Consider the following 20,747-nt stretch of genomic DNA (forward strand, 5'->3'; position numbering starts at 1 on the left):
AAGCCGTGACTACTAGCGTCACGGCTTTCTGGCGTCTATCCATGTTATTTCTTTTGCTGAGTATTAGTTGTCGGTGTACCCGATTTCTCCGCAGCCTTTCTCGCTTCGTTCAGCTGATGATAAAATTCACCTTTTGTTTTGAGGGTCGAAAACTTCGCTGCATTGATTTTTACTTTTGCAGACAGCTCGGTGATTTCTTCTTTGGTTACCGCGTCCTTAATGTTGATGGAAGCGATATTGGTGTATTTGCCATCTGCCGTTTTCGGAACGCTCAAAATACCTGCATTGATCAGCTCTACTATGTCCTTGCGTACAGGTGCTGTGGTGTCCACACCTGTAATCTTCCAATTGTTTTGTACTTTTGGCTCGTACACGCCCTTTTTCACTTCTTTCAGGTACGCGATCGCACGGTTGCGGATCGTTCCACCTGTTTCACCAAACGCACTGTTGTCTTTGGAAGACCACAGCTGTTCGAACTTGCGTCCTTCCAATGCGCCACCTTTTGCCTGCAAAGCTTCCATCCGGTATGCGTTCATTCCGAGCTTCAAGGTATCTGTAGCCTTGATCGGTGTCTCGTCGAGCTTGCGCAGGTTCGTGATGCGGCTGCCGTATGGCTTGGTCAGGTCGATCTCGTATTTCACGCCACCGAAGAAATCATTGGTGCTGTATTTGGAGGCGCGGCGTTTTGGATCAAAGCTGACTGTCACGTCGCCAGGGCGTGTGGAATTGAAGTAGCCCACAGCCCATTCCATATAGTCCTTCAAGTCTTTTCCGGTTACTTTGTAAACGGTAATCTCGCCACCCGCGTATTGGTAGTTGTAGGCGATATCCTTTTTCTTGATCGGACCGACATCCAGCTTGGCTTTGTCGTTGTCGATCTGGTGAGCAACCACGTCTGCTTTACTGTAGTAGAGCATCACTTCATGGAAAAAGTCAGACAGTGGCGTCTCCTGAATTTGGACCGTCGGGATGCCCTCGATCTCGTTTTTCTCTACCAGGTTCATACCTTTGAGCTCTGCTACGACGATGTTGGCATCTGCACGCGCGAACTCATGAAAAGGCTTGAGCTTGGTCTCCAGTGCTGCATCAGATACTGCTGGTGTGCCATCTGCGCCTTTTACAGAGACCGCAGTCGCTTCCTTGTTAGTCAGCACGAGCTTGCCGTCTTTTTTCTCAAAAGTCAGGTCAATGCGCGAGAGATGTGTACCGTATTTGTCCGGCTCTGTAATCAGAACGCCGTTGATCTCTTCTTTTTTCACGAGCTTGTGCATGTGCCCGGCAAAAATCGCAGTCAGTTCTGGAACGGCGTTCGCGATATCTGCTACGCCCGTACCCGGAATACCATTTTCATTCTCGATGCCCATGTGCATGAGGCCGATCATGACGTCTACTTTGCCTTCCAGCTCTTTTACGGCTTTCTTGGTTTCTTCTACCGGGTTTTTGATGACGAGGCCATCCAAATGGTCGGTTCCTTTTTCGAAATCGGTAATCATCGGTGTGTTCATCCCAATGACGCCGATTTTTATACCGCCACGCTCAATGATCGTGTACGCAGGCAAGAAACGCTCGCCATTTTCCTTGTAAATGTTCCCTGCCAAAACAGAGCCTTTGTATTGGCTACTGACCTTGTCCAATACATCGAGTCCAAAATTAAATTCATGATTGCCAAATGCCCACGCGTCATAGTTCATTTCGTTCATCGCGACCATGACAGGAGACTGCGGTTGGTCGTTGAAAAGCTCTGCTGAGTTGTCTTGGATCGAATCGCCTGCGTCCAGCAACACGGTGTTCGGATTTTCTTTGCGAATCTCTTTAATCATCGTGAACAACTGCGTCATGCTGCCATTTGGATTCGGACCATCCAAAGCATAATCCCACGGCATGAATCGTCCGTGAATGTCAGATGTACCCAGCAGCGTAATTTTGGTAGGTGTTTCTGCGGCCTTTACCGGTGCGGCGATCCCCATCATCGCACTGCCTAGCACCATGGATGTAAGTGCTACACTTAATAAGCCCTTCGCTAGTTTTTTCATGTTTTCCCCTCTGTCACTCTTAATCTGTCAATGCCCCTCGATGGTGTTGCTCTAATTGTCCTCCTGTTCTATTTTGTATGAAAATTCTGGGTGCTATCTAACTATAGCAGGCATGCGAAAGGAAAAATAGCAAAAAAGCCGTGACGTACATGTCACGACTTGATCGCTGCATAGTTCTGCAAACACTCCAGAAAGAGTTCTCCGTACTTCTCAAATTTCGCCTCGCCTACTCCCTTGATCTGGAGCATGGCCTGTTTGTCAGTCGGGCAAACACTGCTCATTTCCTTCAAGGTACTGTCTGGGAAAATCACGTACGGCGGTACTTTTTGTCGCGTCGAGATTTCTTTGCGCAACGCGCGCAGGTGCTCGAACAGCTCGTCATCCTCTGTCAGCTGCACAGGACGTATCGAGATTTTTTGCACAACGCGCTCTTCACCCCGCAGAACAGGTAATGCCCGCTCCCCTAGCTTTACGATTGGATATTGGCTCTCCGTCACTTGCAAATACCCTTCGGCAATGAGGAGCTGGATCAAGTCTGCGATCTCTTTTTCCTTGTACTCCTTCATCAAACCATACGTCGGCAACTGATCGAAGGAAAACTGGGTGACCTTCTTGTTTTTGGAGCCTTTCAGTACCTGCGCGACAAGTGCGGCACCGAAGCGTTCTCTCATACGTTTGACGCAGGAGAAAATCTTTTGCGCTTCGAGCGTAATATCGGACAGCTCGGTCTCATCGGTGCAATTCGCACAGCGTCCGCACGCGACAGCATCCACTTCGCCGAAATATTGCACGATGTTTTGCTGCAAGCAACGGGGCGTCCGGCAATAGTCGATCATCGCGTAAAGCTTTTTGTACTCCAGCTCCTTGCGTTCGTCCAGCAGTTGATTTTGCTCGATGAAAAACGTTTGCGTCTGGATATCCTGGGGCTGAAACAGTAGGATACACTCACTTGGCTCCCCATCGCGTCCTGCACGGCCTGCTTCCTGGTAATACGCCTCCAGGTTTTTCGGCATGTTGTAATGAATGACGTAACGCACATTGGACTTGTCGATGCCCATACCAAATGCATTGGTCGCGATCATCGTCCGGACATCATCGTACAAAAATGCCTCCTGGTTGGCCGCACGCTCCTCCTCCGTTAGTCCTGCATGGTATTTGGTCACAGCAAAGCCCCGCTTGTCCAAATCTGCATGCAAGGCGTCTACGTCTTTTCTCGTTGCCGCATAAATAATCCCCGCCTGCTGTTTATTCGCCCGCAAGTACGCCTGGATGAATTCTCGACGGTTCTCCCCCTTGCGTACAGACAAGATGAGATTGTCTCTGCCAAACCCTGTGATAAAAAGGCGTTCGTCCTGTAATTCTAGCTGTCGCTTGATGTCCTCGGTTACTTCCGGTGTCGCTGTGGCGGTCAAGGCTGCGACGAGCGGACGCTGTGGCAAGGATTGAAGAAAACGGGCAATTGCCAAATAGCTCGGACGGAAATCGTGCCCCCATTGCGATACGCAATGCGCTTCATCCACTGCCACAAACGAGATCGGAACATCTTGAATCAGGTTTTGGAACGCTTCGGATTCCAAACGCTCTGGAGCGATATACAGCAGCTTGTACTCTCCTCGGGCCGCCATACGGAGTCGATCGCGAACCTCGCTATAATCTAGTGAGCTGTTAATTTGGGTGGCGGGAATGCCCATGCTGACCAGTACGTCGACCTGATCCTTCATCAGTGAGATGAGTGGGGAGATCACGATGGTTACGCCGTCCTGAAGCATCGCTGGGACTTGATAACAGATGGATTTCCCGCCGCCGGTTGGCATGATGCCTACTGTGTCATGTCCGGCTAACAGGCTCGTGATGATTTTCTTCTGGCCTTCTCGGAATGATTCGTAGCCAAAGTACTTTCGTAAAATCTCTTGTGCTTTATTTAACAAAGAGAATCACCTTCTCTTTCGGCGGATTTTCAATGGGTTTCTTACTAGTGTAAACATAGGTATTGGGACAAAACAAGAGGGATTGGTTTGTTTGGGTCAACATGGTGGAGGGGAAGAAAAAGCACAGTTCTCTTCGACTCTGACACGCCCACAAGGGGGATTCACTGGCCGTCTACATTTCAAAAAGGGGACCGTCGACCAAAGCCACCCTACGGGCGGACGTTTCAAGGGAGAAGTGTTCGACAAGCGTGGTCCCCTTTTTGAAGTTCCGACTGGGGAGGCGTTGTCAAGGTCTGCGAGCCCTGTGCTTTTTCTTCTCGCCAGCTTTCTTTGCTCACCCACACCTTTTTTAATAATAAAGAAAAAAGCACCACAGGGGTGCCTAATAGGTAGCCTAGGATGAAATGGACAAGATGAACCGCTTTTTTTGTAGAAGCCAAATGAACAAGTACACGATATACCCAATTATCCCGCCTGCTGTATTCAGGAGCAAATCATCGACATCGAACGTTCCTACGTTCATTACGAGTTGTGTCAGTTCCACGCCGAGGCTTAGCATTAGGGATAGCTGGATGACCCTGAACAGGGAGCCGGCTTTTTTCGGGAACAAGAGTGGCAGCAGGAAGCCAAATGGCATGAAGGCGATTACGTTGCCTACGAAGTTCACTGCACTGTGCCAGCTTTGGTTATTTCGTATCAATTTGATATAGTTCTCGATTTCGTGAAAGGGCACCAAATTGCTCCGGTATCGTAAGCGCTCCACAATCACAGAGGGATCTTTCCAAATGATTTTACACTGATCCAATAGCAAGCTGCTATCCAAACTGCCGAATTTAAGCAGCAGTACCTTCACGACGAGAAACAAGTAAAGGGCAAACACTGCATAACCTGCAATAACAAGCAGTTCTGTCGGTCTCTCCACTTTTTGCACGTTATCCATTGTCAAATCCTCCCTCCATCAGTTTGTTGGCCGCTTCTCGTAACCTTCATGTAGTGAGGATAGACTTTTCGATTAAAATTAACGGAAACGAAAGGTAAAGAAAAAGTAAAGCTTTCTCAAAGGCTTGAGATTGTACGTGGTAGCCAAACGGTAAAGGTCGTCCATTCGCTTGTGCTTTCGGCAGAAATGCTGCCTTGGTGCAGATCGATGATGCTTTTGGCGATAGCGAGACCAAGACCTGAGCCTCCTGTCTCTTTCGAACGTGAGCCCTCCACCCGAAAAAAGCGTTCAAACAAGCTCGGCACATATTCAGCCGGGATCGGTGCTCCGTTATTGGCAACAGAAATCGCGACACCTTCTCCTTGACAGAAGACGCGTATGATAATTTCCGTACCATCGTGCCCGTATTTCACGGCGTTGGAAATGAGGTTTTCCAGAACGCGAACGAGCTTGTCAGTATCTCCTGCCATTTCGATTTTTTGATCGGGCGTATCTACGATTAAGCGCAGTCCTGCCTCATTCGCCACGAGTCGAAAGCCGACCGATACTTGCTCAACCAGTTCTACCAAGTCAAACTGCGTTCGCTTCAAAAACGCCCCGCGATTGCGGACCTTCGTGTACTCAAATAGATCATTGACGAGCACGTTCATCTGTTTGGCCTTCTCATAGGCGATATGGGCGTAGTGCTTGAGATTCTCCTCGTCCTTGTGTTTGTTTTGCTCAATCAGCCCAAGGTAGCCAATGATGGAGGTCAACGGCGTTCGCAGATCATGGGAAACGTTGGTGATCAGCTCGTCCTTCGATTGTTCCAGCCGCCGCTCCTCCTCCATCGCATCCAAGGCACTTTTGACCAGAGCATGGATGCTATCGACGACTTGACCCAAGCTGCCGTTCGGACGAATGGAAATCTGGTGATGATAGTTGCCTTTTGCAATGAAATGCAGCTCGTTTATGATTTGCTCCATCTGCTTTTGTTCCAGATACTTGCGGATACGAACGACCGACCACGCCGCAAACATACCGGTTGCCAACAAAACAATTGGGATTTTAAAGGAATTGATATCGAAATTGACCCGCAACTTCCAAATGAACTCTCTGATTTCCGGGATGGCGTACAAATAGTTGTTGGCAAAAAAATCAGCCATTTGGAAAACAGCGTAGATGATCATGAGGCCAAGTAGCAAATCAAAAAGGATGCGAATAAAATCCTTGGCTCTAAGCTTCAATTTTATAGCCGACCCCCCAGACCGTCTGTATCACCTTCTCGCCATTGGTCGCCTTCTCCAGTTTTTCCCGCAAGTTGCTGATGTGAACCATTACCGTTTTGTAGGAAACGAAGTTCTCCATTTTCCAGCAGCGGTCAAAAATTTCTTCCGAGCTAAATACCCGATTCGGATGACTTGCCAGAAGATGCAGGACAGAAAATTCCAATGCAGTCAGCTTGATCGGGGTGCCTTCTTTAGTCTGAACGAAGTGGCTTTGCTTGTCGATAATTAATGGTCCCGCCTCAATCACATGATCCTGTTTGCTCGCCTGTGTGTAGTTCGACCGTCGCAGGAGAGACTTGACCCGCGCAATCACTTCCAGCGGATTAAAAGGCTTCGCCACATAATCGTCTGCACCCGTCATCAAGCCCAGGATTTTGTCCATATCATTCGTTTTAGCACTCGCCATCAGGATGGGGATGGTCGAGTTTTTTCGTATGCGCTTGGTAACTTCCAGCCCATCCAAATTGGGCATCATGACATCCAGAATGACGAGATCGATGGGCTTCTGCTCCAGCTTCTCCATCGCTTCCAAACCGTCAAAAGCCTTTTCAATCTCATACCCTTCGTTGCTCAAATATATCGCCATCAGCTCTACAATCTCTTTGTCGTCATCTACAATCAAAATCCTCACAGACAAACACCTCCGAACGCGTGCGTAGTAGATATAGATAGCCTTACTATAACAAGAATTGTTAAAGAAAAGGTAAAGCAAGTAAGACCAACCGCCGAATGAGAGAGCAATATTTCAAACATCCCCCTGTGTTATAACTAACTTGAATTTCAATCAAGGGAGATGAAACCATGGGTAATTTGAAAGGGAAAATTGCGTTGGTAACCGGAGCAAGCAGGGGGATTGGTCGTGGCATCGCATTACGTCTGGCACAGGACGGAGCATTCGTCGTCGTACACTATGGAAGAAGACAAGAAGAAGCAGAAGCAGTCGTACGTGAGATTGAACTCGCTGGAGGCCAGGCATTCGCAATCGGCACAGACTTGCGTACCCTTGACGGCATTCGTAATTTTTATGCGACATTGGACGAAGCACTGCAGAAGCGTACAGGAGATCATCGTTTTGACATTCTCGTCAATAATGCTGGGATCGGACAAATCTTAACGTTGGAAGAGGCTACCGAGGAATCGTTTGACGAGGTCATGAACATCAATGTCAAAGCACCGTTTTTTATGATCCAACAAGCTTTGCCCCGCTTAAGAGAGGAAGGCCGTATCATCAATCTCTCATCCTTTGTGACTCGTGCAGCTTCCCCAAGTGTGTTCACTTACAGCATATCGAAGGGGGCTATTAACACAATGACGCTAGCCTTGGCAAAACAACTGGGGAGCCGTCAGATTACGGTAAACGCGATCCTGCCGGGCATTATTAACACGGAGATGAATGCTGGCATGTTGCAAAATAATCCGGATGGGCAGAAGTATGCAGCTGGACTTTCCACCTTCAACAGATGGGGAGAGCCTGATGATGTAGTGGATATTGCCTCCTTTCTCGCTTCCTCGGACAGCCGGTGGGTAACGGGACAGCTAATTGATGCCAGTGGTGGTTCGCATCTGTAATGGTTCTCAAAATAATAACCGATGGTCACAAGCGCGGGACCATCGGTTTTGTTTATGAAGATCTTATTCTTTTGGATGAATCATTTGTTCAGGGCGCACGACTTGATCGAATTGCTCTTCGGTCAGCAAATTGCTCTTGATTGCTGCTTCCTTGAGTGTGAGGCCTTCTTTGTGTGCCAGCTTCGCAACTGCTGCCGCATTTTCATAGCCGATATGCGGGTTCAGTGCCGTCACCAGCATCAGCGAATTGTTCAGGTTTTCTTTGATCACCGTCAGATCAGGCTCGATGCCTACTGCACAATTGTCGTTGAAGGACTTCATCACGTCAGCCAACAATCTTGCGGATTGCAGGAAATTGTAGATAATCACAGGCTTAAACACATTTAGCTCAAAGTTCCCCTGGCTTGCAGCAAAGCCAATCGCAGCATCGTTGCCCATCACTTGGCATACGACCATCGTCATCGCTTCGCTTTGGGTCGGATTCACCTTACCTGGCATGATGGAGCTGCCTGGCTCGTTTGCTGGAATGATAAGTTCACCGATTCCGCAACGGGGGCCGCTCGCCAGCCATCTCACGTCATTGGCGATTTTCATCAGGTCCGCAGCCAGTGCTTTGAGGGCACCATGTACATGAACGAGCTCGTCATGGCTGGTCAGCGCGTGAAACTTGTTTTCCGCGGTTACGAATTGGTGCTTGGTTTCCGTGCTGATTTCTGCCGCGACCATTTCACCGAAGCGCGGATGCGCATTGATTCCTGTCCCTACTGCCGTGCCGCCAATCGCTAGCTCACGAAGGTACTCATTGCTCTCCTTAATCATCTTTTCGGATTTTTCCAGCATGCGTACCCAACCACTGAATTCTTGGCCCAGCGTCAGCGGAGTCGCGTCCTGCAAATGCGTGCGACCGATTTTGATGATATCCATATAGGCTTCGCTTTTTTCTTTCAATGTTGCCTTTAACAACTGGAGTGCAGGCAGTACTTGCTCCTCGATAGCGACCAGTCCAGCCATGTGCATCGCTGTCGGGAATGTATCATTGGAGCTCTGCGATTTATTCACATCATCGTTGGCGTGGATGCGAGCCGAGCTACCTTTCGCTTCGAGCAATTGGTTCGCGCGATGAGCAATGACTTCATTGACGTTCATGTTGGATTGCGTGCCGCTGCCCGTTTGCCAGACAACCAGCGGGAAATGCTCATCCCATCTTCCTTGGATCACTTCATCTGCTGCCGCCACAATCGCTTCTGCCTTTTCATTGTCGAGCTTGCCCAGCTTTTGATTCGCCAGCGCAGCGCTTTTTTTCAGGATGGCAAACATGCGAATCAGTGGAAGTGGCATTTTTTCTTCGCCGATTTCGAAGTTTTGGAAGCTGCGTTGTGTTTGGGCGCCCCACAGCTTATCCGCCGGAACTTTGATTTCTCCAATCGTATCCTTTTCAATTCTGAATTCCATCTCGCATCCTCCTCGTTATCAAGCGTTTTCTTATGTAAAAAAGGATAAGGCAGTTCTTCTTATTAAAATGATAATGATTTTCATTCTTGTTAGCAAGGGATGAAGTGTTTTTTCGGAAAAAATGAAAAAGAATGCTGTCTTCAAACGGTTGGTAAGTGATTCAGAAAAGACTTCATGAGTTCACTTTCAAGAATGGAAACAAAAGCTACGTAGAAGAAGCGCATTTCCAGTCCAAGCGCCTCTGGAGCCCAACCCAGCGTAGGAAAAAATGGCGGGGAATTTCAGCTTCACTGATATGAACGAGGACTGTCAATAGCATGACGGCCCCGTTTTTTCTTTTTCCTTTTTTCTTGTTGCTTTATATGGAGAGGCGGGCGTGGTAGACTGCTCTGTTGCGGTCAGCGTAAAGAAACCCACCGCGTTTTACGCAAAGATCATGCCCGCAGAGGCTCCATGTCAAGCAACAAGAATGGGTAAAGACACGTGGGTTCTCACATTTTATCTCTCCGTTCGGGGGAGCTTCCACAAACTTATGACGCACATAGTTGTTTTTAAACAAGTGTGCAAGTGAAGCACGTGGTTTCTCCCTACCGGTTCTTCCTTTTGCCTTCGAGCCCTATCTTCACTGCTTGATTCTAGGTTAACTTTTTATGACGCTTGTTCCATTTGTCGAGTGATCGCCCAAATAAAACCCAACAATTCACGGGCAACAGCTGTCACTGCTTTTCCGCCTGGCTTTCCTTTCGCCATGAGGCGACAATATTTTTTATGCAATCGATTTTGTGCTTTCCATGAAATGGCTTGAACTTCCTTCGACTGGCCTTCCTGTCTTTTCCGAATCTCCCCTTTTAACGCAGGTGGATAACGGTAACTCCAAGCAGCCTCTACCAGAACACGACGAAGATGAGTGTTTCCTGTTTTAGTAATGGCCCCTTGTCGACGGAGATCCCCACTTGACGATTCGGAAGGAACCAATCCAGCATAAGACATCAGCTGACGAGGGTGGGCAAATCGGGAGAAAGAACCGATTTCTGCAACCAAGCTGGTAGCGGTTATTTCTGCGACACCACGTAATGATTGGAGAGCTTGAATCATAGGAGCATGAACACTTTCTGTCGCTTGAGCGTGAATTTCCTCATGAAGACGTTTTAAACGTTGCTCGATCTCGTCTAGTTGATGCAAATATTCGCGAAAAACGGTACGTGAGCTGTTTTGTGAAAAGGTTAAACGATCAAGCCACTCTCTGTACCTAACGGTCCATTTTCTAATTCCTACAGGAGGCCGCAAATCGTGACGAAGAAGAAATTTCGTTAAACGGTGTCTGGCTCGAAGCTGGTCTTCTTTCGCATCTTCCCGAGCACGAACTAAGTCACGTAGAGCTTCATCTTCTTCCGTCGGTACATAAATCGAAACCAACTCACCTGCACGAAGCAACTGAGCCAAACGGAGTGCATCTCGCCGATCCGTCTTTACTCGATCTCCTGGTCTTTGCGGGATAAGAGAAGGAGCAACAACTATACAATCGATTCCGAGACGAAGAAAAAGCCGATATAGTTCATAACCGGTAGCACCTGCTTCATAGCACACTTGAAGAGAGTGAAAATCTCCTAGTTGTTTCATGAGTTTACGAACAGCTTCAGGTGTATGAGCAATCATTCCCCAATAACGTGGGGCTTCTCGGCCATCTTCAGCTATTGCCACCGCAATTTTATCTTTTGAAACGTCTAAACCAACGTATTTTGTGAAATCCTTCATAAGTAGCAGCTCCTTTCGTATTGTAGCGCTCTGTCTATTGGCGTACTTGCCCTTAGTGTAGCCAGAGTAACCTACGAAGTTACGAATAGGGGCTGTCCTCGTTCATAATAACTTATGGAGTCCTTCTTCGAACCATCTACGTTTGAAGCGCTCCCGCCATTTTTTCCGAAGCGGACAGTCTTCACCCTCAGCAGGGCGGAGGCCGAAGCGTAGACTGGAAATGCGCTTCTTCCTTCACGACAGCAACTAAAAAAGACGAAAGCCAAATCTTGATGGCCTCCGTCTTCTAGTATTCCATATTATCTGCTTTCTACTTCTACCGAAATGACATGATCGACGGCCTTCAACAGGCTGTAAATATCCGTTGTATACGTATTTTCCGACGCTGTAATCATCATTTCCAGCTTTTGCAGACTATTGTCCAAGTCTTTGACCTTCACCCGCTTCACTTGCAGTTCAAGGTGCTTAATCTGCTTGAACACCAAATCCAAATCGCCCCCGCCTTCGACCACAATCTTGATCGACAAATCTCTTTGTCTGAGTGATTCTGGACCAACCAAGCGAAGAATGACCGGGAACAAATTAATCGCCAAAATAATGAGGAGCGTCGCGGTTACTGCCTCAAAATAAAATCCTGCACCTACTGCAATCCCAAGTCCAGAAGCCGCCCAGACCATCGATGCTGTGGTCAAACCTGAAATGACATCATTACTCCGGCGTAGAATAACACCAGCCCCAAGGAAACCTACACCGCTCACAATTTGAGCAGCCAAGCGCAACGGGTCCATATTCGTGTGTCCGGGCAAGGAGAACCGATGAACGGATTCAATCGAGACAATCGTAATGAGACAGCTCGCAACCGAAATAACCATGCTGGTTTTTACACCCAGTGGCTTGTGCTTGAGCTGCCGATCCATACCAATCATCAAGCCTAGAAATAGTGCAACTCCTAGTTTTAGCAAAAAATCATACGTCGTGAATACCGAGAGTGACATGAGTCTCTCCCCCCCTCTGCATTGATGTCAGGTTATCTTCCATCACCTATGATAAGAAGTATATCTGGTCTTTCACTTAGTGTAAACGGGGCTTTCATTCTTCATGCAAAAAGCGGAAAACCCCCACTCCAAGGATTTTCCGCTTATCTGTTTCCTTATGAATGGCTGCGAATCATGCGTTTCTGTAACGACAGCAGACGTCCAAAAAGGAAGATGGCACCGGCAGCCAATCCCGTAATCAGACCAATCCAGTATCCGAATGCGGCAAGAGAAGTGAATTTCGCCAGAATGTATCCCAAAGGCAAGCCAATCACCCAATAAGATATCAGCGCAACGATAAAGGTAATGGTCACATCCTTGTACCCGCGCAGTACCCCTTGAATAGGGGCCGCGATGGCATCAGAGATCAGGAAAAGGATCGAGTACATCAAGAAATGCTGAGCAAGCTCCAACACCTCGATGTCGGTCGTGTAAAAACCAGCCACCTGCTCGCTAAACATCAGCAAGCTGATTCCGAACAAAAGGGCGATAACAACAGCGATGCCTATACCCAAATAACTGTACTGCTTCGCGTCCCGGAACCTCTTGGCTCCTACCTCAAAGCCGACGACAATCGTCAACGCCATGGATATGCTCAATGGCACCATGTACAGGAAGGATGCGAAGTTCATCGCTGCCTGATGCGCAGCAATCGTTATCGTGCTGTATTCACTCATGAACAAAGTGACGGCCGCAAAAATGCTAACCTCGCAGAAGATCGAAAATCCGATCGGAAGCCCTAGCTTCAGCAGCTCTTTCCATGCTTTCATCGAGATCCGATGAAATTTGGAGAACAAACCGAACTCAACGAATGGATGTACGCGATTCACGACAAAAAGAGTAATCAGCAAAATACACCAGTATGTGATGCCAGATGCAAGCCCGGCACCGATTCCACCCAGTCGAGGCAATCCGAAGTTACCAAAGATAAGAGCGTAGTTCAACAAGACATTAATCGGCAACGAAAGCAGGGTAATGAACATCGTTACCCTTGTCTGTCCTAATGCGTCGATAAAGCAGCGGAGCACCGTATAAAGAAACATCGGAATAATTCCAATAGCGATGGCATGCAGGAAGCCGCGAGCAATCGTACGCACCTCAGGCTCCAATTGCATCCAGTTCAGGATCGGATCAAGCACCAAACCACCGACAATGATGACACCGACCGCAATCCCTACACTCAAATACAAGGCTTGCATAACCGTGAAAGACACCTGATCTTGTTTCCTTGCCCCAACCATCTGTGCAACCATTGGCATGACAGCCATCAGAATCCCCGTCAAGCCTGCTTGAACAGGTGTCCATAGACTAGCCCCAATCGCTACCCCAGCCAAATCTGTCGGACTGGCGTGTCCAGACATGATGGTATCGGCGAACGTCATCGAAAACAGCGCAAGTTGTGAGATCAAGATTGGAAGCAAAACAGCCAAAAACTGTCGCCATTTTTCTTTTAGCGAATAGGTTTCATTCATTTTTCATTTCCTTCTAACCTTATAAGATGGGCTTATCGTTCAAATTATAAGTATAGCAAAACAAGTAGGAATCGGCAAAATAGTGGCTGCACTTAGACAAACAAAAGCCCAGGCAGTTCACCCGGGCTTTACTACATTATTCAGCCAGCTTCCATACATCGGCTTTCCCAGGCTCTTCGCCCTTGGTCCACCATTTTGCCTTATAAATCTTGTCTTCGTAGTTCACTTGCGCTCCACCATCATACGCTTTGCTGGAATCCCACGACAGTACGACATCGCTTACCAGCTTCCACGCATCGGAACGGTCTGGCTTTTCACCAGTTACCCACCATTTTGCTACGTATTCCAGTCCATCATACAAGACCCGGTTGCCCTGAACATACACAGCAGAGGAATCCCACTCAGCGATTTCACCTGGTACTTCAGGCTTTTTCTCTTTTGTGCTTGCGGCAAAAGGTGCGCTCTCTTCGGAAATATTTCCCGCTGCATCAACTGCCTTGATCGTATACGTATAAGATGTTCCTGCCGTTAATCCTTTATCGACAAAGGAAGGCTTCTCAACTGTTCCTACGTGGGAGCCATCACGGTAAATCTCGTATTTCACCACACCCACATTGTCACGGGAAGGACTCCACATGAGATCAATTTCTGTCTCTGTTGGATGGTGAGTCATGATTCCTGCTGGTGCTGTCGGTGCTTCTGTATCCACGATATCTTCAGCTTTTGTGCGAACGGTAAGTGCTTTGCTCGCGTTAGACTCTTTCCCTTTGCCATCGACTGCCACAATAGTATAGCTGTAAGCCGTAGCAGGCGTCAAATCTTTGTCTGTGTAAACTGTTTCTTTCGTTGATGCGATGAATTTACCATCGCGATACACATCGTATTGTTTGATTCCCTCTGATGCTACTGATTTTGTCCAGCTAAGGTCAATGCTTGTAGCTGTTTGCGATACAGATGTCACGTTTTCTGGAACAGTTGGCTTTTCTACGATACCTGTTCCAGGATTAATCAAATTCACATCAATGGCCTGGTAAAAAGCCATGCCTGTATCAGCAATTTCCCAAACAGCCAAAATAATGTGGTAACCGCTACGATCTGTCGGTACATTGCACGTTTGCGTTAACGTGAATGGCGGTCTTTTCCCTCCGTCCTGGAACGAGCAGAACAGTTCCAGATCCGCTCGGGCAAGCGGCTTGTTAGGATTCCAGCCTTTTTTCGTGATGTAATATTTCCACTCCGCTGTACTATGCGGGGCTGTCAGATTCCAAGTAAACGCATTTTGTCCACCTTGCAAGGTAACCTTGGTCCAGCGATCTGCTGTCTGTGCGTAAAGCTCAGGATAGCGTCCTCCACCGGTAAATTCACCATCGGCAGGACCAGATTGCGGGAACCCGCCAATGCCTTCTACGCTTTGCGGTTCCCACTGGATTTGACCGCAGCCTTTGTTTTGCCCCGTCTTACACAAGTAAGAGCGACTCGCTGGCGATTCGATGTACCCGTGAGCCGAGGCTTTCTCAGCGAACACGAGAGTAGCCGCGCCTGCCACCAGCATCATTGCCAGCATGAACAAAAGCGACAGCCCTTTACTGAACAGATTGTTTCTCAACCCTACGTTATCCATTTATTTATCTCCTCTTTTCTGGAATAGGATCGAATACCATGTTACAGAAAAATTTTCCAGTATTACAGATTCTGAATACCCAAACCAAAACCTGCCAAATACCCTAACTCCAGTAAGGAAATAGGAGATTATTCAGGAGTGTATACCTATGCATGAAGATTTATATGCTTCTTTCGGGACTTTTTGATCAAAAAAAATTGCCTGCCGAAAATAATTTTCAGCAAGCAACTTTTATTACATCAAGAGCAACGGAACTATTTTCCCGTCATTTACATCAATCAACCCCAGATCCGTCAGCTTCAAGGCTGGACTGACCGGTAAGGAATGCGTGCTGATCGACATGATCGGGTTGTAATGATTGTAACCGAGCGACTCCATGGCACGGCGAAGTTGCTCGACTTCCTTTGCCGTCTTTTCCAATGGTTCCTCTGTCAAAATACCTCCGACCGGCAAATGAAGGCTCGCGATCACTTTGCCATCCTCTACCACGTAAAAGCCGCCCTGATTGCGGATGACTTCATTGGCTGCGACCATCATATCGTGCGGATTGTGTCCGACAACCAAGAGATTGTGGTTGTCATGCGAGTAGCTGGTGGCTACCGCACCTCGCTTGATCGTATCGCCGCTGATCAAGCCGTAGCCTCGGTTGCCGTTTATGCCATAGCGTTCAAAGACGGCAATCAAGCCGTACGGGCTCTCCTCCCACAAGAGTTGCCCTTCCCGTACCTCAGCGATCCCACGGTGATCCTCAGTAAATGTAGAACCGTTTTGAACGAGCATGACCCGACATGGATAGCGATTGTCCGGCACAACTACTGTGACACGGAAGTCTTGCTCTGTAAGTGGCGATAGCTTGATGCTCTCATAAAAATGTGCAGGAAACTGCTTCTCTTTGACTACTTGTCGGTACTCTTCCTTGGCGTCGTAAGCTTTCTTCCCCTTTTTGTAGACGCGCTCGATCTTGAGTTCATGCAGGTCAGACAGCAGCAGGAAGTCCGCTATTTTGCCAGGAGCAATCGCCCCCCGATCCGTCATGTTCATACGTCTGGCTGGGGTAAATGTACTTGCGTAGATCGCACGTTCTGGCTGCATGCCCATTTGAATGGCTTTTTTCACGATATGGTTCAGATGTCCGCGATTGACCAGAGAATCTGTCATCACATCATCCGTCACAAAGCAAAAATGCTCGGAAACATCTTCTTTGATCAAATAGTCCATGACTTCATCGGTCATCGATTTTTCCTGAATTTCCAGGAACATGCCCGCTGCAATTCTCGCTTCCATGCCCTCACGCGTCTGATGCGTATGATCAGAGTCCACTCCCGCATAAATAACACGATGCAGATCCAAATCGAGCAATTTCGGAACATGCCCCTCGATGACGAGCTTTGGATACGTCTTGCGGATATGCTCCAGGATGCGACTCGTCTTGCAGTCAGGGTCCTTGATGATGTCTACGTAGTTCATGATTTCGCCGAGGCAAATGATCTCTTCGGAACGCAAGAGCTCATCCATGTCTGCAATCTCGACAGACCCACCTGTCGTTTCCATCGAGGTAGCTGGTACAGAACTCGGGATCGCGTACAGCATATCAACGACACAATCACGGCTCGCACGAATCATTTCTTTGATCCCTTCGATCCCGAACACATTGGCCATCTCATGCGGCTCCGGTACGATTGTCGTCACTCCGTTTTGAATCAGGCCAAAGGAAAACGTCTCCGGCGTCACCATCGTGCTCTCAATATGCAAGTGAATATCGACCAGACCAGGAATCATGTAGCGGCCTTGTCCGTCCACGATCTCGGCAGCTTCAAATGTTTCTGTACTGCGCTCACCAATATAGAAGAATCGTTCATCCAGAACAGCGACGTTTCCTTTGATGAACTTTTTAAAATAGCTGTTAAACACTTGGACGTCTTGAATCAACAAATCGACCTTCACGAAAATAACCTCCTGTCTTTAGTCCACGAGTACCACTTTGTCTTTTGGAAACAGCAGATTGACGTTTAGGCCAGTCTTGTACGGCGTCTCCATCTCTTGATTGACCGTGAAGTCGCCCAGCTCTGTTTCCACGACATATTGATAGCTGCGTCCCAAAAACGTGCTCACCTTTATCGTCCCACGCAAACGGTTCATTCCCGACTCGGTGCTCTCTTCTGTCGTTACGAGAAGGTCATCTGGTCGCATTGCGCATTTTTTGCCGGACGGATTCGCCGTACCCGGATTTTTGGACGCGGTAAAATGATGGTCACCGACACGCAAGCCAATTTCCCCGTTCTGCTCGGTGCGCTCTGCGAAGTCGATGAAGTTGGTAAAACCAATAAAGCGAGCGATAAACTCGGTCTTCGGATATTTGAAAATCGTGGCTGGATCGTCAAGCTGCTCGATCACACCCTTGTTCATAATCGCCACCTGATCAGAAATGGAGAAGCACTCCTCCTGGTCATGCGATACATACACAGTCGTAATTCCCAGCTCCTGCTGAATGCGACGGATTTCTACGCGCATGTTGATCCGCAGGTTGGCATCGAGGTTACTGAGCGGCTCATCGAACAGCAGCAGGTCAGGCTGAATCACCAATGCACGCGCAATTGCCACGCGCTGTCTTTGACCACCGGACAGCTCCTTCGGGAAACGCTTTTCGTAGCCGCCGAGGCTCACGACTTCGAGGATTTGCTGTACCCGGGTCTTTACCTCTGTTTCATTGACCTTGCGCAGGCGCAAACCGAACGCCACGTTATCGAAAACAGAAAGATGCGGAAACAGTGCATAGCTCTGAAACACAAACCCGAAGTTGCGCTTGTTGACCGGAACGCGCGTATAATCTTTTCCTTCAAACATGAATCGTCCATCTTTTGCTTCCAGAAAACCCGCAATCAAACGCAGCGTCGTCGTCTTTCCGCAACCGCTCGGACCGAGCAAAGAAATGAGCTGTCCTTTTTCGATATTGAGATTGAAGTTTTGCAAAATATATTGATTGTCATAGGCAACCGATACGTTTTCAAGCGTGAGCAATGCCATGAGTTGATGCCTCCGTTATCGTTTTGTAAAGTAGGAAAGCCCCATCAGACGTTCAATGATGAACATGAGAATAGCCGTAAAAATCATGAGCAGCACGGAAATCGCGGCGATCGTCGGATCGAAGTTGTTTTCTACGTACGTCAGCATCTGGATCGGCAGCGTGCTTACCCCTGGTCCCGTCATGAAAACAGAGATATCTACGTTGTTGAACGACTCCAGAAAAGCGATCAGAATCGCAGCAATAATCCCGGAGCGAATATTCGGCAAGACGACTTTGAAAAAGGTTTCGAGGCGACCTGCCCCAAGGCTTAACGCCGCTTCTTCAATGGCGAAGTCAAAGTTGGACAAGGAAGATGCAATGACGCGAATGATAAACGGAAGCATCAGCACCGTATGACCGACGAGAAGTCCCGCATAAATCGGCAAATTATATACAACAATGACGTATTTCAGCATGGCAAAGCCCATCACGATACCCGGAATCAGGACAGGTGAGATGAAAACGCCATTCAAGATGCCTTTGCCGCGAAAATCAAAGCGACTGAGCGCATAGGCTGCCGGAATCCCCAACAAGAGCGCCAAGAGATTGCCCAGCAAGGAAACGAACATCGACGTCTTAAACGTCGTCATGAACATTTCTACATCGAAAATGTTTTCGTACCACCGCAAGGAAAAACCCTCCGGCGGAAACTTCAAGACACTCCCCGGCTCAAACGACGTAAAAGAAATGATAATGAGCGGCCCTAGCAAAAACAGAAAGACGAGAGAGGTAAACAGGGCCAACCCGCGATTTTTCTCCTGCATAGCTTCTACCCCTTCGGATTTAATTTCGTCGCCAGCTTGTTCATGAAGTAGATGACGACAAATGTAATGACAATCATGATCGTGGCAATGACGGATGCCAAATGCCAGTCATTCAGCGTAATCGCATTTTGATACAGGAACGTGGAGATGACCCGCTGTTTTCCACCTAGCAGGGCAGGCGTGGTGTAGGCGGTCAAGCTTCCGACAAACACGAGAATGCTACCGATGATGAGTCCCGGTACACTAAGCGGCACAATGACTTTCCAAAAGGCAGTCAACTTGGAAGCACCCAAGCTTTCCGCCGCCTTCAGCAAGTCTGGGTCGATGTTTTCCATCACCCCTACCAGCGTAATAATGATCAGCGGCAGGAACAGATGAATCAAACCAATCATCATCGCACTCGGCGTATACAATATTTCCAACGGCTTATCGATGAGCCCAATTGCAAGCAGCGAGCTGTTCAATAAGCCCTTTTTTCCGAGAATAATCATCCAAGAGAACGACCGCACGACAGAGCTGGTCAGCAAAGGAAAAATCGCCAATGCCAGCAGGATGCCTTTTTTGCGTGGTCCGAGCTTGGAAATGTAGTACGCGGCAGGAAAACCGATCAGAACACACGCAATCGTCGTGACCAGACTGACCTGCAACGTTGTCAGCATAATTTTCAGGAAGTACGCGTCGGTAAGAAATTGGAGATAGCCTTGAATCGTAAAGCTACCCTCTTGATAAAAGGTGGACGCAATCGTCATCACGATCGGAATGACCATGAACAGCGTCAAAAACAGCACACCCGGCAACAGCAATAAATAAAGACCCGTTTTTCTCATCTGATTAACTCCTGTTCACGGTATCGTCAGGCTTTCAATGCGCCGAGAAAACGCGCAAAGAACGCATCTGCATCTACGTCCAGACAGACGTTTATGTTCGGTTCTTTTTTCAGGCGGTTTTGAAAGTCGCAAACCGTTTGCCCATCACACAGCTCACTTTTCGTTTCGATATCTACATATAACTTCTGCGTCTTCACCAGCTTCGGATCGAGTGCGACTGCGACAGCCAACGGATCATGCATGGCGCACGCATAAATGCCATTTCGCTGAAAATAGCGATGAAGGTAATCAGACGTACTCTGTCTGACGTACTCGCCCATCGGGGTATCTCCTAGCCCGCGAATATGCTCTTCATTCAGCAGCACTCTTCGCGTTACATCCAGGCCAACCATCGTCAATTGCGGGAATCCGGCATGAAATACGACCTTCGCTGCCTCTGGATCGACGTACATGTTGTACTCCGCAACTGGTGTCACATTGCCATGCTCGCGGACCACTCCACCCATGAAAATGACTTCCTTGACGTGTTGAACAAGCTCTGGACATTTTTTCACCGCCAAAGCCAAATTGGTCAGCGGCCCCGTCATGACGAGCGTAATTTCTCCAGAATGAGCGAGTACGTTTTCTACGATGAAATCAGGGGCAAAGCCAGCAGTCGGTTCCTTGTAAATCGGAACTCCGGCAAGGGCACCGCCCAAACCATCCTCACCATGTACGGCATGTTCGAAAAACAGAGGCCGCAACAACGGTTCAGACGCTCCACAGATGACAGGGATTTGCTCACCGACTTGCAAGAAATCAAGAATTTTGCACGTGTTTTCCGTGGCTTTTCGCAGCGACACGTTGCCATTCACCGTAGTAATGCCAACTAAATCGAATTGCCCGCTTTTCACAGCGAGAATAATGCCAAGCGCATCATCAATGCCCGTATCGACGTCAAGAATGATCTTTTTCACAAGTGGTCCTCCTCACGTTCATATAAATTCCTATACGTTGAAAAACGAGGGTATATCCGAATTG

General features: G+C 48.2%; 16 protein-coding genes. 1 reads left to right on the top strand and 15 read right to left on the bottom strand.

Annotated features, from left to right (window positions below; all coding sequences use genetic code 11):
* Positions 1–44 precede the first annotated feature (44 nt).
* The 5 genes from ACUUHJ_RS30205 to ACUUHJ_RS30225 form a co-directional block, all read right to left on the bottom strand.
* The gene (locus ACUUHJ_RS30205) at positions 45–1,988 is read right to left on the bottom strand and encodes a bifunctional metallophosphatase/5'-nucleotidase (protein WP_472301258.1); all 1,944 of its coding nucleotides are present in this window, start codon (positions 1,986–1,988) and stop codon (positions 45–47) included.
* A gap of 197 nt (positions 1,989–2,185) precedes the next feature.
* Complete coding sequence (gene recQ / locus ACUUHJ_RS30210; protein ID WP_289675109.1) at positions 2,186–3,961, bottom strand: DNA helicase RecQ; 1,776 nt, start codon at positions 3,959–3,961, stop codon at positions 2,186–2,188.
* Between the two features lie 394 nt (positions 3,962–4,355).
* A complete protein-coding gene (locus tag ACUUHJ_RS30215; RefSeq protein WP_289675111.1) occupies positions 4,356–4,901 on the bottom strand; it encodes a VanZ family protein in 546 nt (181 codons plus the stop codon).
* A gap of 116 nt (positions 4,902–5,017) precedes the next feature.
* Positions 5,018–6,127, bottom strand: a complete 1,110-nt coding sequence (locus ACUUHJ_RS30220) for a sensor histidine kinase (protein ID WP_289675112.1) — start codon at positions 6,125–6,127, stop codon at positions 5,018–5,020.
* Positions 6,117–6,806 carry a response regulator transcription factor gene (locus ACUUHJ_RS30225; RefSeq protein WP_016739586.1) on the bottom strand — a complete coding sequence of 230 codons (690 nt, stop codon included), beginning with the start codon at positions 6,804–6,806 and terminating at the stop codon, positions 6,117–6,119. Before ACUUHJ_RS30225 ends, ACUUHJ_RS30220 begins: the two co-directional genes overlap by 11 nt.
* A 164-nt stretch (positions 6,807–6,970) precedes the next feature.
* Here ACUUHJ_RS30225 and ACUUHJ_RS30230 point away from each other — a divergent pair, with 164 nt between their 5' ends.
* Positions 6,971–7,738 (top strand): SDR family oxidoreductase, encoded by a 768-nt coding sequence (locus tag ACUUHJ_RS30230; RefSeq protein ID WP_472300867.1) that lies wholly within the window; start codon positions 6,971–6,973, stop codon positions 7,736–7,738.
* 63 nt (positions 7,739–7,801) lie between these two features.
* Here ACUUHJ_RS30230 and fumC read toward each other — a convergent pair whose 3' ends face one another.
* From fumC to ACUUHJ_RS30280, 10 genes are all read right to left on the bottom strand, one after another.
* Positions 7,802–9,190 carry a class II fumarate hydratase gene (gene fumC / locus ACUUHJ_RS30235; RefSeq protein ID WP_289675115.1) on the bottom strand — a complete coding sequence of 463 codons (1,389 nt, stop codon included), beginning with the start codon at positions 9,188–9,190 and terminating at the stop codon, positions 7,802–7,804.
* Between the two features lie 648 nt (positions 9,191–9,838).
* Positions 9,839–10,945 carry an IS110 family RNA-guided transposase gene (locus tag ACUUHJ_RS30240; protein WP_472298574.1) on the bottom strand — a complete coding sequence of 369 codons (1,107 nt, stop codon included), beginning with the start codon at positions 10,943–10,945 and terminating at the stop codon, positions 9,839–9,841.
* A 299-nt stretch (positions 10,946–11,244) separates the two neighbouring features.
* Complete coding sequence (locus ACUUHJ_RS30245) at positions 11,245–11,940, bottom strand: MgtC/SapB family protein (RefSeq protein ID WP_289675116.1); 696 nt, start codon at positions 11,938–11,940, stop codon at positions 11,245–11,247.
* A 155-nt stretch (positions 11,941–12,095) separates the two neighbouring features.
* Positions 12,096–13,451 (bottom strand): MATE family efflux transporter, encoded by a 1,356-nt coding sequence (locus ACUUHJ_RS30250; RefSeq protein ID WP_472300869.1) that lies wholly within the window; start codon positions 13,449–13,451, stop codon positions 12,096–12,098.
* Positions 13,452–13,587: 136 nt separating this feature from the next.
* Positions 13,588–15,072 carry a lytic polysaccharide monooxygenase gene (locus ACUUHJ_RS30255; protein WP_289675119.1) on the bottom strand — a complete coding sequence of 495 codons (1,485 nt, stop codon included), beginning with the start codon at positions 15,070–15,072 and terminating at the stop codon, positions 13,588–13,590.
* A 234-nt stretch (positions 15,073–15,306) separates the two neighbouring features.
* On the bottom strand, positions 15,307–17,016 hold the full coding sequence (locus ACUUHJ_RS30260) for an adenine deaminase (RefSeq protein ID WP_289675120.1): 1,710 nt from the start codon (positions 17,014–17,016) through the stop codon (positions 15,307–15,309).
* Between the two features lie 18 nt (positions 17,017–17,034).
* Entirely contained in the window at positions 17,035–18,096 is a 1,062-nt protein-coding gene (locus tag ACUUHJ_RS30265) for an ABC transporter ATP-binding protein (protein WP_289675121.1), read from the bottom strand.
* A 15-nt stretch (positions 18,097–18,111) separates the two neighbouring features.
* Entirely contained in the window at positions 18,112–18,900 is a 789-nt protein-coding gene (locus ACUUHJ_RS30270; protein WP_015893849.1) for an ABC transporter permease, read from the bottom strand.
* A 5-nt stretch (positions 18,901–18,905) separates the two neighbouring features.
* Positions 18,906–19,727, bottom strand: coding sequence for an ABC transporter permease (locus ACUUHJ_RS30275; protein WP_289675124.1), 822 nt, complete (start codon positions 19,725–19,727; stop codon positions 18,906–18,908).
* Between the two features lie 26 nt (positions 19,728–19,753).
* On the bottom strand, positions 19,754–20,683 hold the full coding sequence (locus ACUUHJ_RS30280; RefSeq protein ID WP_472300871.1) for a nucleoside hydrolase: 930 nt from the start codon (positions 20,681–20,683) through the stop codon (positions 19,754–19,756).
* Positions 20,684–20,747: the final 64 nt, after the last annotated feature.

This window comes from Brevibacillus schisleri, from assembly GCF_055685845.1.